A 15733-nucleotide genomic window follows, 5' to 3' on the forward strand; every position below is an offset into this window, starting at 1 on the left:
CCACCGTCAGGCAACCACAGGTGCGGAAGGCCATTGCTGATGAGGAATCGGCAGTTTGCGAGACTCGCCGCGGCCCATCGGGAAGTACAGGAAGCCGCTGCGCGCCAGGCGCTCGGCGTCATACAGGTTGCGGCCATCGAAAATCACCGGGGCTGCCAGACGTTCACGGATCAGGTCGAAATCCGGTGCCTTGAATTGCTGCCACTCGGTGCAGATGATCAGTGCATCGGCACCGGTCAGTACCGATTCCGGGGTGCCCATGAGCGCCAGCTTCGATTCGTGCGGATACAAATGCTGGGTTTCCTGCATCGCTTCCGGGTCGAACGCGCGTACGTTGGCGCCCGCCGCCCACAAAGATTCCATCAGAACACGGCTAGGTGCGTCACGCATGTCATCGGTGTTCGGCTTGAACGCCAGGCCCCACAAGGCGAAGGTCTTGCCGGCCAGGTCGCCCTTGTAGAACGCATTGACGCGCTCGAACAGCTTGTGTTTCTGGCGCTCGTTGATGGCTTCCACCGCTTGCAGCAAGTCGCTGGAGCAGTTCGCTTCCTCGGCGCTGTGAATCAGTGCGCGCATGTCTTTGGGGAAGCAAGAGCCGCCGTAACCGCAGCCTGGATAGATGAAGTGATAGCCGATGCGCTGATCGGCGCCGATGCCCAGACGCACGGATTCGATGTCGCAACCCAAGTGTTCGGCCAGTTCGGCGATCTGGTTGATGAAGCTGATCTTGGTGGCCAACATGCAGTTGGCCGCGTACTTGGTCAGCTCGGCGCTGCGCAGGTCCATGAACATGATGCGGTCGTGGTTGCGGTTGAATGGCGCGTAGAGCTCGCGCATCACTTCACGTACTTCGTCACGCTCGCAGCCGACGATGATGCGGTCCGGACGGCGGCAGTCGGCAACGGCAGTACCTTCCTTGAGGAATTCCGGGTTGGAGACGATATCGAACTCCAGTTCGCGGCCGTCCAGTTTGCCCAGGATATGTGCGCGCAGGGTGTCGCCGGTGCCGACCGGCACGGTGGATTTCTCCACCAGGATCACTGGCTGGACGCGGTGACGGGCTACCGCATCACCGACTGACAATACGTAGCTCAGGTCTGCCGAACCGTCTTCACTGGACGGCGTACCGACGGCGATGAACAACACTTCGCCATGCTGCACGGCAAGCTTCTCATCGGTGGTGAACTGCAGGCGCTTGGCCTCCAGGCTCTCCTTGACCAGACTGGCCAGCCCCGGTTCAAAAATGCTGACGTGGCCTTGCTTGAGTAATTCGACCTTTTTGGCATCGATGTCCATGCAGATCACATCGTGGCCGACTTCGGCCAGAACGGCAGCCTGAACGAGGCCAACGTAACCACTACCAAATACACTGATTTTCATGGGGCATTCCTAAGAACAGGTGCGCGAGCAGGTCGAGAGTTGATGGTGATGACCCCGAGGATGACAAGGGCCACCCCGAGGCTTTTTGCAAGACTGAAATGTTCGTTGAACGCCGGCAGGCTGGCAGCCAGCAGGTACACCAGGGCATAGCTGATGCTGAGTAGCGAGTAGGCTCGCCCAAGCGGCAAGTCCCGCAGGGCGAGCAGCCAGCAGAGCATCGACAATGCATAGGCAAGGATCGCTGCCAGTACCACGCCGACGGCGGCCAGATCGACGCTGCCATCGCCCAGCGCTGTCAGCCATTGATCGGGGTGCGGCAGACGACTCATGCTCCAGCGCATGCTTAGCTGCGCGGCACTGACCAGCAAGACGCTGCCCAGGGCAAAGGTGATTCCACGGCGCAGGTTCATGTTTGTTGCCCCAGCAAAACCACACCGCCGATCACCAGTGCGACACCCATCCAATGGCGACGGTCGATGGTTTCGTGAAAGACGAAGCGGGCGACCAGGGTAATGAGTACGAAATTGAGGCTGAGCATCGGATAGGCGACACCGACTTCCAGGCGCTGCAACACCAGCAGCCAGACCAGAAGGCCAAAACCAAGGGAGAACAACGCCAGCCACAGCCACGGCGAGCGCAGTTTCTCGCCCAAACCGGACGTTTTACCGCGCCAGCTTTCTACGGCGTACTTCTGGGCCACTTGGCCCAGGCAGGTCAGCAGGCACGCGGTCAGCAACAGAATCAGGCTCATGACGCATCCTGAGGGATGATCAGAATCACCAGATTGCCTTGCTCATAGCGCTTGCCATCTTTAGGCAGCAATTCCAGTTCCTGCAGTTCGTCGTCACCCTTGACCCGCATGACCACGCCGACCGAACCGGTCTTGCGAGCCTCTTGCATCCACTGTTGCACCTGATCGGTGGTGATCCGCCGATTGCCGGTGTCGGGAAAGTCCAGGCCGTATTTAAGTTCGCCGACGGTGTTGTACAGCGCCACTTGCGGACGTTGCAGGCGCCAGGACAGTGCCGCCGCCGCGCCCAGATCATTGCTCAGCAGTTGGCTGGTGCCACCCAGTTCCTGGACGTGTTCGAGGATGAACTGGTCAGGCATCTTGTTGGAGACCACCGAGTTGGGCAGTCCTGCGGGTATCAGCCCGATCAGAATCAGACTGCCAAACGCCGGTGCTGCCCAGCATTGCAGGGGCCGGAAAGCTTGCAGCAGGTTGGCCATGATCCAGCCGATCAGCGCGATAAACACCAGAATCAGGTGGTGCAGCTCAAGTTCGTACAACGGCTTTTTCAGTTGCAGGTAGACCAGTGCGAGCAAAACGACGACGCCCATCACCAGGTTCAGCAAACCGTTGATGCCCAGCGCCCGACCTTGTTCAAGTTTCAAACGGTCCGCCAGCGCGTTGCCCAGCAACAGGGCCAGTGGCAGCAGGCAGGGCAGGATATAGGCCGGCAGTTTGCCCTTGCTCAGGCTGAAGAAAATCAGCGGCATTACCAGCCACAACAGCAGGAAACCGATGCTGGCCTGGCGACGGGTCTGCCAGGCTTGTTTCAGCGCCGTTGGCAGCAACACCGCCCAAGGCAGGCTGAACGCCACCAGCAGCGGCAGGTAATACCACCATGGTGCGTCATGCTGGGCGTCTTCGCCGGCGAAACGCCGAATGTGTTCGTGCCAGAAGAAGAACCGCCAGAAGTCGGGCTCCTGAGCGTGCACGGCCAGGGCCCAGGGCAGGCTGATTGCGATGGCCACGACCACCGCAACGGGGCCGTAGACCAGCAGTTCACGCCAGCGTTTTTGCCAAATCATCCACGGCAAGGCGATCAGCACCGGCAGCAGCCAGGCCAAAAAGCCCTTGGTCATGAACCCCATGCCGCAGGCCAGTCCCAGCGCGGCCCAGCCCAACAGGCGCTGACCGCGGCTCTTGCTGTCCAGCGCAAACCACAGGGCAACCAGGCTTGCGTTGACCCAAAAGGTGAATTGAGGATCGAGGTTGGCATAACCGGCCTGGCCGGCGATGACGGTGAAACTCATGTAGAGCAAAGCGCAGGCAAAACTTTTGCGCGGGTCGTTCCACAGGCGTCGGGCGATCAGATAGCACAGCAATACACTCAGCCCGGTGGTCAGGGCCGAGGCGAAACGTACACCGAACAGATTGTGGCCAAACAATGACTGGCCGATGGCAATCATCCAGTAGCCAGCCACCGGTTTCTCGAAATAACGCAAGCCCATGAAATGCGGCGACACCCAGTTACCGCTCAGGAGCATGTCCTGGCTGATCTGGGCGTAGCGGGTTTCGTCGGGAATCCATAAACCGTGGGTACCCAACGGCAACAGATAGGCAAGCAGCATAACGACCAGCAACACAGGTAATGCCCAGCGTTTACTCATGCGCCTTGCACTCCCAGCCAGCCTTCACGGCCTTCAAGGGCGCCGCGAACTACGCGGCCGGCCGGCAGGGTAGCGAGTGACTCGGGCAACAGGTCGCCCAAGGGTTGAAAATGGATGTCACGCTGGCGAGCATCGGCCAGCAGCTGACGAAAATCGTTGGCCATCAGAATCCCTTCTACCTCGGCATGGATCGTGTAGACGTTCAGTTTTTCGGGGGTAAAGCGGTCCAGGATGAACGCGTTGAAATCTTTGGCAACCACGGTCGGACCGACCACCTCGTCAAAGGTAGGCAGGTCCACCGGGATTTGTGGCGCACCGAGGCGGCCATCGGCCAATATCGGCTGGAACAGGCTCTGGCCCCGGCAGTCGCTGTTATAGCGAAAGCCGAAAGCTTGCTTGGCTTCGATCACACGCTCGTCCGCCCGCCAACCGGCAGAAGCCGAGCAGTCGACTTTTTGCCCGAGGATATCGCTGAGGCAATCAACGCCCCGGCGAATCTGCTCGATCAATTGCGTATCGCTCCAGCGCCCGGCGTTGGCCTGCCAGCCATGGTGATCCCAGGCGTGCAAGCCGACTTCGTGACCTGCGTCCCGGGCCTGACGCATCAGGTGCCCGAGATCGCGACCGATGGGTTTTCCTGGCCAGGCAGTGCCGGCCAGCAAAATATCCCAGCCATACAGGCCCGCGGCGTTGGAACGCAGCATCTTCCAGAGGAATTGCGGGCGGATGAGGCGCCACAAGTGGCGCCCCATGTTGTCCGGCCCGACGCTGAAGAAAAACGTCGCCTTGACCTGGGCCTCATCGAGGATTTCCAGCAACCGGGGCACCCCTTCTCGGGTGCCTCGGTAGGTGTCGACATCGATTCGAAGGCCTGCCTGCATTAGCGCTTGTCCGCGATTTCGAGCATGGCTTCACGCAGGAAGAAGTCCAGCGTGTTGCCGATGGTTTTGCTCATTTCAACGGTAGGTTCCCAGTCCAGCAGGCGCTTGGCGTTGGCAATGCTTGGCTTGCGATGCTCCACGTCCTGGTAACCGGCACCGTAGAACGCCTTGCTTTCCACGTCGCGGAAACCGGCGAACGGAGGGAAGTTGGCACGCAGTGGATGCGCTTCGAACTGACGCAGCAGCTCTTCGCCCAATTGACGGATGCTGGCTTCGTTTTCCGGGTTGCCGATGTTGATGATCTGACCGTTGCACGCGTCGTTTTCGTTGTCGACGATGCGTGCCAGGGCTTCGATGCCGTCAGCGATGTCAGTGAAGCAGCGCTTCTGCTCGCCACCATCGAACAGGCGGATCGGCGTACCTTCCACCAGGTTCAGGATCAGTTGGGTGATGGCACGGGAGCTGCCGATACGGGCCGAATCCAGACGGTCCAGACGTGGACCCATCCAGTTGAATGGGCGGAACAGGGTGAAGTTCAGGCCCTTGGCGCCGTAAGCCCAGATTACGCGGTCCAGCAGTTGCTTGGAGACCGAGTAGATCCAGCGCTGCTTGTTGATCGGGCCAACGATCAGGTTAGAGGTGTCTTCGTCGAAGTTCTTGTCCTGGCACATGCCATAGACTTCGGAGGTCGACGGGAAGATCACGCGCTTGTTGTACTTGACGCAGTAGCGAACCAGTTTCAGGTTCTCTTCGAAGTCCAGTTCGAATACGCGCAGCGGGTTGCGGGTGTATTCGATTGGCGTTGCGATGGCTACCAGCGGCAGGACCACGTCGCACTTCTTGATGTGATATTCGATCCACTCGGAGTGAATGCTGATATCGCCTTCCACGAAGTGGAAGTTCGGGTGGCTGCGCAGGCGCTCGATGGCGTCGGAACCGATGTCCAGGCCGTAGACGTCGTATTTGTCGTCACGCAGCAGGCGCTCGGACAAGTGGTTACCGATGAAACCGTTGACGCCGAGGATCAGTACACGGGTACGACGTGGAGCACGGCCGGATTCGGCGCCGCGCAATACGGACCCGTCTACCAGGCCCAGCTCGGCAGCCAGTTGCGGACCGCTGAGGTACAGGCCGTTATCGTTACGCTGACCGGAAGTGATGACCAGCGAGTCTTCACCGCAAGCGATACGCAGTGGATCAACGCTGATTACACGACCAGGTGCCTGACCTTCGTTGCCCTTGGCGACTTCAGCGCTCCAGACAATCAGTTTGTGCTCGCCCACTGCGCAGAATGCGCCCGGGTATGGCTGAGTGACGGCGCGAACCAGGTTGAACAGTTCTTCAGCCGGTTTTTTCCAGACCAGTTTGCCGTCGGCCGGGGTGCGGCGACCAAACACGGTAGCTTTGGATTCGTCCTGGGCAGTTTCGGTGACTTTGCCTTGCAGCAGGGCCGGCAGGGTGTCACGTAGCAGGGAAGCGGCGGCTTCGCGCAGTTTGCCATGCAGGCTCAGGGCGGTATCGGCACGGTCGATGGCGATCTTGTGCTGAGCGATGATTGCGCCGGCATCGGCACGTTTGACCATGCGGTGCAGGGTCACGCCGGTTTCGGTTTCGCCGTTGACCAGCACCCAGTTGGCCGGTGCGCGACCGCGGTAGGTTGGCAGCAACGAGCCGTGCAGGTTGAACGCACCTTTGCTGGCGGTGGCCAGCAGTGGCTCGCTCAGCAGGTTGCGGTAGTAGAAGGAGAAAATGTACTCAGGGTTGAGCTTGGCGATGCGCTCGATCCACAACGGGTGGTTTACGTCTTCCGGTGCGTGAACCGGGATGCCTTTACGAGCGCACAGTTGCGCAACGGAACCGTAGAAGGCGTTTTCCTTCGGATCATCGGCGTGAGTGAATACCGCGCCGATTTCAAAACCTGCGTTTAGCAGGGCTTCAATGCCGGCACAGCCGATATCGTGGTAGGCGAAGACAACAGCTTTTGCGCTCATGAGTGAACCTGATCTGAAGAAGTGGAAGTGAGACCGTCAACGGTAACAACGGGAGCAGGGGAGGCGGGTTCGTTACGCAGGACCTTCTCGATGAAGAACCGTGGACGCGCCCGGACATCGCTGTACATGCGGCCCAGGTATTCACCCAGAAGGCCCATGCCGATAAATTGACCGCCGGTAAAGACGAACAGCACGGCGAACAGCACGAACGTACCGCCGCCAGCCCAGCCGGCACCGAAGGCCAGGCGCAGGACGACCAGCGCAATGGCAAACAGCACGCCAAGGGCGGCCATGCCGAAGCCGACGATGCTGAGCAGACGCAGCGGGGTGGTGGTCATGCAGGTGATCAGGTCGAACATCAAGTTGACCAGACGCATCGGGCTGTACTTGGATTCGCCGTGTTCACGTTCGGCGTGGGTCACCAGGATTTCCGTGGTGTGCCGGGCAAAGCTGTTGGCCAGGATCGGAATGAACGTGCTGCGCTCGCGGCAGGCGAGCATTGCGTCGACGATGGTGCGGCGGTAAGCACGCAGCATGCAGCCGTAGTCGCTCATGGCCACGCCGGTGGAGCGTTGCACGGCCAGGTTGATCAACTTCGATGGCCAGCGGCGCAAGGCCGAGTCCTGACGGTTGTTGCGCACGGTGGCGACTACGTCATAACCGAGTTCGGCCTGGGCCACCAGTCGCGGGATTTCTTCGGGCGGGTTCTGCAGGTCAGCGTCGAGAGTGATGACCACATCGCCCTTGCACTGTTCGAAACCGGCCATGATCGCCGCGTGCTGGCCGTAGTTGCGGTTGAGAATGACCGCCACAACGTGGCTGCCTTGACGATTGGCAGCATCTTCGAGCAGTTGCGCCGAATTGTCGCGACTGCCGTCGTCCACCAGCACGATTTCGTACTCGTGGTTCAGTTGCGCGCAGGCCGCTTCGGTGCGACGCAACAATTCGGGCAGGCTTTCTTCTTCGTTGTAGACCGGAATAACGATCGACACGCAGTTGATTGGATAAGGTCTCAAAGGCTTCTGTCCATAATGTTTTCAATGGCGCCAACAACGCGATCAACGTCGTCGGTGGTCATGTCGGGGAACAACGGAATCGAACACAGCCGCGCCGAGTTCCATTCGGTATTGGGCAGATAGATGTCCGGGAAACGCTGACGATAATAGGTGTGCAGGTGCGTGGCAATAAAGTGAATGCCGGTGCCGATGTTTTGCTCCTGCAAAGCCTTCATGAACGCTTCGCGGTCGAGGCCGCAACGTTCGGCGTCGATGCGCAGGATGAACAGGTGCCAGGCGTGCTGCTGCGGATACGTCGGAATGGTCAGCGGCTGCACCGGCAGGCCTTCCAGGCGCTGCAGGTAGGTCTGGGCCAGTTGCGTACGCTTGGCGTTGATTTCGTCCAGTCGCTCCAGTTGTACCAGGGCTATGGCGGCATTGATGTCGGCCAGGTTGTACTTGAAGCCAGGCTCGATAACCTGAGCCTGCGGCTTGCGCCCGCCGGTCAGTCGATCGTAGGCATCAACGCCCAGACCATGGAACTTGAGCATACGCACACGAGCGGCCAGGGCTTCATCGTCGGTGACGAACATCGCGCCTTCGGCGCAGGTCATGTTCTTGATCGCGTGGAACGAGAAGATCGCCGTGCCTTGGGAGCCGACGTGACGACCTTTGTAAAAAGTGCCAGCGGCGTGGGCGGCGTCTTCGATGACGGCAATCCCGTGTTTGTCGGCCAAGGCGTAAAGCGGATCGAGATCGAACGCTGCGCCGGCGTAATGCACCGGGATGATCGCCTTGGTACGGGGCGTGATCGCCGCTTCAATGCTTTGCAGATCGGTCATCAGGGTGTCGCGATCGACATCGACAAAAACCGGCGTGGCCCCCAACAGGCAGATCATGTTGGCGGTGGACACCCACGTCTGGGACGGGGTAATGACTTCATCCCCAGGTCCGATACCCAAGGCCAGCAAGGTGATGTGCATGCCGCCGGTAGCGGACGACAATGCCACCGCATGCTTGCAACCGACGTAGTTGGCGAAGTGTTCTTCCAGCGCCTGGTTTTTTGGCCCGGTTGTGATCCAGCCGGAGCGTAATACTTGCTCGACGGCCGCAATTTCTTCATCACCGATACTGGGGCGAGAGAAGGGGAGAAAAGCCTGACTCATGGGGACCTCGGGTCTGAAGCGTCAACGGAATTTCAGCTGTGAAAGTTTGGATCCACTCAAAGCGTAGACGCTAAAACAAAAGCTGCATCAATTAGTTACCGCGGAAATGTGACAAATTGCGTGGGTTGACTTTTGGCTCCTTGCTCGTCAGGTTGGAATTGAGAATCGATGGCTATCCGATCCACTCAGATTAAGCGTGAAAATGTGAAAGGGACATGAAAAACCGGTCGGCGAATCATTTTTCTGAAGTTCAGACAGCCAAAGTTCAGACTTCTACCGTTTATCGCGCCGTATCCACCGCTTGCTCCGGGAGTGTTGCTCCTTACAGCAAGTAGTCGAACTCATTAGTTGTTGTGTTGAACCGTTTTCATTCAGGGTTTTTTCGTTTGATTGACTTACCCGCTACCGACTCCAGGGCTGCCAAAGCCAGCCCGCTGAGCCTTTATCTGACCCGTCTTGCGCCGTCCAGTCAACTAACCATGCGGTATGTTTTGCAGGACGCGGCGGATCGACTGGGCTTCGAAGACATGAACATAGAGGAAATTCCCTGGCACGAACTCCAGCCTGAGGACGTCGTCGCGTTAGTGGCCGCTTTGCGCGCGGATGGTTACGCACCCAATACGTCTTCGCTGTATGTGAACGCAGTGCGCGGGGTTATGAACGAAGCCTGGCGCATGAGCCTGATCAGCCAGGAACACTTGCTGAAAATGCGCTCGGTCAAAGGCATCGCTGGCACGCGGCTGGCCCAGGGGCGTAACCTCAAGCGTTCGTTGATTAAAGAATTGATGGAAGTCTGTGCCGCTGATCCGCGGCCACAAGGTCTGCGAGACGCGGCGATCATTGCGGTGCTTTACGGTTCGGGGATGCGCAAGTCGGAGTCGGTGAACCTGGATCTGAACCAGGTGGATTTCACTGAGCGCAGCCTGCGGGTCACCGCCAAGGGCAACAAACAGTTGATCAAATATGCGCCGGCCTGGGCGTTCGCCAAACTGGACGCGTGGCTGGAGTTACGCCGTTCGCAACTGGGGGAAGGGCTGGAGGACGATCCATTCCTGTTCAACCGCATCCGGCGCGGCAGCCACATTACCCGCGAGCGCATCACCAAGCATGCGATCTATTACATCGCCAGGCAGCGCGGCGCCCAGGTCGGGGTGAAGATCATGCCTCACGATTTCCGACGCTCGTTCATCACTCGTGTGATCGAAGAACACGACCTGTCGATTGCCCAGAAGCTGGCCCACCACAGCAACATCCAGACCACTGCCAACTATGACGTGCGCGATGACAATGAGCGCCGCCGGGCGGTGGACCGTTTCGATCTGTGACTGCTGTCAGTCGCTGAGCACATGGGCATGACCAAGCGTAGTGACACGAACCGCGGCGCCGGCCGGAGGGGCGTGCATGCCGGAGCTGCGTACCAGTAATGATCGGCCCGGCTCGGATTCACCGGGCAGCAACTCCACCGTCAAGGTGCAGGTGTTGCCACCGAAGTCGCGATCGGTGACTACACCGGGACAGCCGTGGGAATCGACTGGCGAGCTATCGATCTGCAATTGCTCGGGCCGGAGCATGATCTGCGCCGAGCCTTTTTTGTCCGGGTTGTTGACCGGGATGCGACCGAGGTCGCAATGGGCCCAACCAGCTTCAATCCGGGCTGGCATGACCACCGCATCGCCGAGAAACAGCGCGGTTTGTTCGTCGTCGGGGTAGCGGTACAAATCCATCGGATGGCCTGATTGCACCAGTCGGCCCTGACGCATCACCGCCAACTGATCGGCGAACGACAACGCTTCGCTTTGATCGTGGGTGACCAGAATAGTGGTCACACCGGCATCAGCCAGCAGCCGCGCGACCATTTTGCGCATGGCCGCACGCAACCCGGTGTCGAGTGCCGAGAATGGCTCATCCAGCAGCATCAGTCGTGGCTGCTGGGCCAACGCCCTGGCCAGGGCAACCCGTTGTTGCTGACCGCCGGACAGTTCGTGGGGCCAACGCTTGGCCATGTTCGAATCCAGGGCGACGCTGTCCATCAGTTCGGCGATGCGATCCTGCCGGGCCGGACCCTTGTCCGCCAGGCCAAAACCGATGTTGGCGGCGACGCTCATGTGCGGGAACAAGGCGCCGTCCTGGGGCACGTAACCGATCAAGCGCTGGTGCGCCGGAACCGAATGCGTGCCGTCGACCAGTATCTGGCCGTTGAGCGAGAGGCTGCCCGAGTCCGGGAATTCGAAACCGGCAATCATCCGCAGCAAGGTGGTTTTGCCTGAGCCAGACGGCCCGACGATCACCGTTCGACTGCCGGTCGGCACCGACAGGCTGATGTTTTCCAAGGCGCGTTGAGTGCCAAAGGATTTGTGGATCGAGTTCAGTTCGAGGGCGTTCATCGGCCAGCCGTGCGTTTGGATTGGTGATAAAGAAGTCCGGTCAGCGGCAGTGACAGCAGGATCATGATCAACGCGTAGGGCGCTGCCGCCGCGTAGTCGATTTCACTGGTCATGGCCCAGAAACCGGTGGCCAGGGTGCGAGTGCCGTTCGGTGCCAGCAGCAGGGTGGCGGTCAACTCGTTGGTGATCGCCAGGAACACCAGCGCAGCGCCGGCAGCAGCACCTGGAGCCGCGAGGCGCAAGGTGATCAGCCAAAGCGCCCGGCCCGGGATCGGCCGAGGCTGCGGGCCATGTTTTCCAGTTCCACCGGGGCCTGAGCGATGCCGGCACGCAAACTCACCAGTGCCCGGGCAGAAACATCAGCAGATAAGCCAGCAGCACGGTGATGGTGGTCTGGTAGATCGGCCGGGCGAAGTGAATTGTCACCGTCACCAAGGCCAGGGCAACCACAATGCCGGGCAACGAACTGGTGATGTAGTTGCAGCTTTCCAATACTCGTTGCAGACGGCCCGGCGAGCGAATCGACAACCAGGCAATCGGGATGGCCGCACAGGTGGTCAGGGCCGCGCCAGCAACACCGAGCAACAGGGTCTGTTGCAGGGCCGGCAGCAAATCAGCCGCCTGCCAGACTTCACTGCCCCCGGCGATCAGCCATTTGCCCAGGGTGATCAATGGAACGCCCAGCGCCAGAGTACAGGTCAGGACTTGAAGCGAGAGGGCGAGCAACGTTGTGTTGGCATCCAGGCGCACAATCCGCTGATCCCGCGCACTGCCCGAGCCAACCCTGGCGTAGCGGGCACTGCCGCGCGCAGCCGATTCGGCGGTCAGCATGGCCAGGCAACACAGCGCCAGAACCCCGGCCAGCATGTTCGCAGCAGGGCCGTTGAAGGTGGATTTGAACTGATCGAAAATCGCGGTCGTGAAGGTATCGAAGCGAATCATCGCGTACAGGCCGTATTCAGCCAGCAGGTGCAGGCCCACCAGTAACGCACCGCCGCAGATGGCCAGGCGCAATTGCGGAAACACCACCCGGAAAAACACGGCCCAGGGCTTGAGGCCGAGGGATTCGGCGACGTCTTCAATGGCCGGATCTAGCCGGCGCAAGGTCGCGGCAACCGGCAGATAAAGAAACGGGAAGTAAGCGATCACCGACACCAGCACGCCGGCCGGCAACCCGTGAATCGATGGCACCAGGCTGACCCAAGCGTAACTGTGAACAAACGCCGGCACGGCCAGTGGCGCAGTGGCCAGCAGCGACCACCAACGCCGTCCTGGCAGGTTGGTGCGTTCGGTCAGCCACGCCAGCGCAACGCCCAATACAACACACAAGGGCAGGGTGATCACTACCAGCATCACGGTGTTGATCAGCAATTCGGCTACCCGCGGCCGAAATACCAACGTCTCGATGGCGGCCCAGCCGGTTTGCCAGGACACGCCCATCACGAAAATAATCGGCAGCAGCGACAACAGCGACACCAGTACCGATAAACCAGTGACCCACGCGCCACCGCGGCCAATGAAGAGGCCGCGGGAGCGTCTCAATGAGTTTGCGGGTATCGCCGAAGCGATACCCGACGGCAGTGTTTCAGGGATCAATTAGAGCAGTCCGGCCTGGGTCATGAGTTCCACCGCTTTTTTGCTGTCGAGCCTGGAGGCATCGACGGCCGGTGCGTCAAGTTGCGAAAGTGGCGTCAGCTTCGGGTTCGATTCAGCGTTCTGGCCCACGGCGTATTCAAACGAATTGCCGTTTTTCAGAATCGCCTGGCCGTCCTTGCCAGTGATCCACTTCAGGAAGGCCTGGGCTTGCTCCTTGTGTTTGCTGGAAGCCAGAACACCGCCACCGGAGATGCTGACAAACGCCCCGGGTCTTTGTGTTTGAAGTAGTGCAGGGCGGTGTTTTGACTGTTTTCGCCGGTCTTGGCCTGATCGACGAAGCGGTAATAGTGGTAGATCACGCCGCTGTCGATCTGCCCGGCATTCACCGCTTTGAGCACTGCGCTATTGCCACGGTAAGCGGTGGCGTTGGTTTTCATCGCTTTGAGCCAGTCAAGCGTTGCGGCTTCACCCTTGAGTTCAAGCACGGCAGCGACGATCGCCTGGAAGTCGGCACCACTTGGCGATGCAGCCCAACGACCTTTCCAGCTCGGCGAGGCGAGGTCCATCAGCGATTTGGGCAGATCTGCTTCAGTCATCTTGGCCGGGTTGTAGACAAACACCGTGGAGCGCGCAGCAATCCCGACCCATTTGCCGTGGGCCGGACGGTAAGGTGAGCCGATTTGTTCGAGAGTGGCTGGCGCAACCGGAGCAAACAGCCCGGCATTCTCGACCAGCACCATGGCCGGGGAGTTCTCGGTCAGGAATACGTCTGCCGGGGAAGCCGCGCCTTCCTGGACGATCTGGTTACCCATTTCGGTGTCGTCGCCGTTACGCACGGTGACCTTGATCCCGGTCTCCTTGGTGAAGCCTTCGATCCAGGATTTGGTCAGGCTTTCGTGCTGCGCGTTGTAGACCACGATGCCGTCAGCCTCGGTGGCGGCGTAGACGTGCCCAGCGCTGAGCAATGCAGTGGTCAGCAGTGCTTTTTTAAGAAAAGAGGGGATACGGGTAGTCATGCTGAGCCAACTCCTGATTTTTTTTGATTTATACATGCGCAATGCTTGAAGAGCGATTCTCATTAACTCTAGAACAATAGGAATCATTTGCATGTTTGAGGCGCGGCGAATGTAAAACCGGGAATGAGAAAAAAACGTGAAAAAAACGTTAATCCGTGTGATCGGCAGGAAGGGAAAGGTGCCTTGAACAGACTGTGGGAGCGAGCCCGCTCGCGAAGAGGACATGTCATTCAACATCTACGTTGATTGACACGACGCCTTCGCGAGCAGGCTCGCTCCCACAAAAAATCACCGGTGCCGCTTATGACTGTGGAATAAACGCCACACTCTGGTCTTCACGACCATGGAACATCCGCTCACCGTTGGTGGGCGTGGTGGTGATGACCTGATGGTCGGCACTCAGGTAGTTCAGGGGCAGGGCGCCGCCATTGCGGTATTGCGCCACAATGATGGTGCGCTGCGGGTCAAAATGCTGGCCGCTGGTGGTTTCCAGCCAGCTCATCAACGCAGCGCTGTCGCCAGTGCGGGGAAGTCCTGATTTTCCTGCACGTAATAGAACGGTGTACCACCGGTTTGCAAGTACATCGGCACTTTGTTATCGACTTCGATCATGACCATGCGCCACTCGTTCAACGGCGCACGCTTGCTGGCCTCGAGCTTGACCGTCTCACCGAACGTGACCACGCCGCCACCGCCGTTGGTCCACGGATAGAGCACGCCGAGCACCGCAAGCAACAGCACCGTGGCCGCGCCAACGCCGATCTTCATCCTGCGACTGCCAAACCGACCCGCCGCATTGCGTTCTGCCATTCGCTTGGTCATCCACCATGCGCCCAGCAGTTGGGCGAATGGCACCAGTGGCAACACGTAATAGCTGCGGCGACTACCGCTGGCGGTGAAAAACAGCATCAACAGGCCCAGCCCCCAGATCAGCCACCGGGTATTGGGTTCGACGTTGCGCCAGTGACGTACGGCGACCCACAACCCGATGATCCAGCACGGCGCCCAGGGCAGTGTGTAGACCGGCAGGTAAATCAGATAGGTGTAAATCGGGCCGATATTGTCGAACGGCTGGAAAAACCGCACGACGTTTTCCCGTAGCACCAGGCCCAGTCCGCTTTCACCATAGGTCGGCGCACCGTAGACGTGGGACAGGATGAACGGCGTCATGTAGAACGCGCCGGCAATTACCAGGGCCAGGCACAGCCGCAGGTTGAGGTGGCGTTTCCAGCGACCTTCCTGCAACAGATGAGGCAATAGCAGCAAGCCCGGCAGAATGAAGCCGATCAGGCCTTTGAACAGCGAGGTCAGCGACAGCAGCAGGAAAAACACCAGGTAGCGGCCGAGCCTAGTGTCGTCCGGGCCGCGCCAGTACCACCAGACCGCCGCGAGCACCCCGCACACGGTCAGGATGTCGGCCGTGGCAACCCGTGCCCAGAATATGAAGTAGAAAGTCGTCGCCAGCATCCAGCCGGCAATCAGGCCGGTGCCTTTGCGAAACAATTGCTCGCCGATCAGGTACACCAGCCAGACGCTCAGCCACGCCGATATCACCGACGACAGACGCAGCGACCAGTGACCCAGGCCACCGGTCAGCCACGCCGTGGCGGTGATCAGCCAATAGGACGGCAGCGGTTTATCGTAATACGGACCGCCCTTGAGATAAGGGTCGAAGTAGTCACCGCTCTGGAGCATCTGCAGGGCGATGTTGGCCCAGCGGGTTTCCGCGCCCCACAATTCCCGTGTGCCCAAACCCAACAACAACATCAGCGCAGTCGCGCCCAGCAGGAGCCACAGCGCGCCCCTGTCACTTGCCCAAAACTTCATTGAGGGTTTCCCTGTAGAACTTTAAGTAGTGGCTAGCACTGCATGTGTGGCGAGCGAGCTTGCTCGCGCCGGGCGGCGTAGCGACCCCCAACATCTTGCG

At 59.7% G+C, this 15733-nt stretch carries 10 protein-coding genes and 3 pseudogenes; 1 reads left to right on the forward strand and 12 read right to left on the reverse strand.

The features are described from left to right. Positions 1-6: 6 nt before the first annotated feature. From JFV26_RS28010 to arnB, 8 genes are read right to left on the reverse strand one after another with little or no spacing between them, the layout of a single operon-like run. Positions 7-1380, reverse strand: a complete 1374-nt coding sequence (locus JFV26_RS28010) for a UDP-glucose dehydrogenase family protein (RefSeq protein ID WP_201196867.1) — start codon at positions 1378-1380, stop codon at positions 7-9. Then, positions 1377-1790, reverse strand: a complete 414-nt coding sequence (arnF, locus tag JFV26_RS28015; protein ID WP_201196869.1) for a 4-amino-4-deoxy-L-arabinose-phosphoundecaprenol flippase subunit ArnF — start codon at positions 1788-1790, stop codon at positions 1377-1379. Before arnF ends, JFV26_RS28010 begins: the two co-directional genes overlap by 4 nt. Beyond that, positions 1787-2131, reverse strand: coding sequence for a 4-amino-4-deoxy-L-arabinose-phosphoundecaprenol flippase subunit ArnE (gene arnE, locus JFV26_RS28020; protein ID WP_201196871.1), 345 nt, complete (start codon positions 2129-2131; stop codon positions 1787-1789). The genes arnF and arnE overlap by 4 nt, the downstream gene beginning before the upstream one ends. Next, a complete protein-coding gene (arnT, locus tag JFV26_RS28025; protein WP_201196873.1) occupies positions 2128-3777 on the reverse strand; it encodes a lipid IV(A) 4-amino-4-deoxy-L-arabinosyltransferase in 1650 nt (549 codons plus the stop codon). Before arnT ends, arnE begins: the two co-directional genes overlap by 4 nt. Then, positions 3774-4658, reverse strand: coding sequence for a 4-deoxy-4-formamido-L-arabinose-phosphoundecaprenol deformylase (arnD, locus tag JFV26_RS28030; protein ID WP_201196875.1), 885 nt, complete (start codon positions 4656-4658; stop codon positions 3774-3776). Before arnD ends, arnT begins: the two co-directional genes overlap by 4 nt. After that, positions 4658-6649: a bifunctional UDP-4-amino-4-deoxy-L-arabinose formyltransferase/UDP-glucuronic acid oxidase ArnA gene (gene arnA / locus JFV26_RS28035; RefSeq protein WP_201196876.1), complete on the reverse strand. Its 1992-nt coding sequence runs from the start codon at positions 6647-6649 to the stop codon at positions 4658-4660. Before arnA ends, arnD begins: the two co-directional genes overlap by 1 nt. Next, a complete protein-coding gene (gene arnC / locus JFV26_RS28040) occupies positions 6646-7665 on the reverse strand; it encodes an undecaprenyl-phosphate 4-deoxy-4-formamido-L-arabinose transferase (protein ID WP_201196878.1) in 1020 nt (339 codons plus the stop codon). Before arnC ends, arnA begins: the two co-directional genes overlap by 4 nt. After that, positions 7662-8810 carry a UDP-4-amino-4-deoxy-L-arabinose aminotransferase gene (gene arnB / locus JFV26_RS28045; RefSeq protein ID WP_201196880.1) on the reverse strand — a complete coding sequence of 383 codons (1149 nt, stop codon included), beginning with the start codon at positions 8808-8810 and terminating at the stop codon, positions 7662-7664. The genes arnC and arnB overlap by 4 nt, the downstream gene beginning before the upstream one ends. Positions 8811-9196: 386 nt before the next feature. Here arnB and JFV26_RS28050 point away from each other — a divergent pair, with 386 nt between their 5' ends. Beyond that, entirely contained in the window at positions 9197-10135 is a 939-nt protein-coding gene (locus JFV26_RS28050; protein WP_201196882.1) for a site-specific integrase, read from the forward strand. A 6-nt stretch (positions 10136-10141) separates the two neighbouring features. On the opposite strand, the gene JFV26_RS28055 is transcribed toward JFV26_RS28050, so the two are convergent. The 4 genes and pseudogenes from JFV26_RS28055 to JFV26_RS28070 all read right to left on the reverse strand — a co-directional run bounded on the left by JFV26_RS28055 (position 10142) and on the right by JFV26_RS28070 (position 15633). Next, complete coding sequence (locus tag JFV26_RS28055; protein WP_201196884.1) at positions 10142-11194, reverse strand: ABC transporter ATP-binding protein; 1053 nt, start codon at positions 11192-11194, stop codon at positions 10142-10144. Further along, positions 11191-12787, reverse strand: a pseudogene (locus JFV26_RS28060) (ABC transporter permease). The gene JFV26_RS28055 and the pseudogene JFV26_RS28060 overlap by 4 nt, the downstream one beginning before the upstream one ends. Before the next feature lie 3 nt (positions 12788-12790). Then, positions 12791-13806 (reverse strand): annotated as a pseudogene (locus JFV26_RS28065) (iron ABC transporter substrate-binding protein). 301 nt (positions 13807-14107) lie between these two features. Next, a pseudogene (locus tag JFV26_RS28070) lies at positions 14108-15633 on the reverse strand (ArnT family glycosyltransferase). Positions 15634-15733: the final 100 nt, after the last annotated feature.

Source organism: Pseudomonas sp. TH31, from assembly GCF_016650815.1.
Classification (GTDB): domain Bacteria; phylum Pseudomonadota; class Gammaproteobacteria; order Pseudomonadales; family Pseudomonadaceae; genus Aquipseudomonas.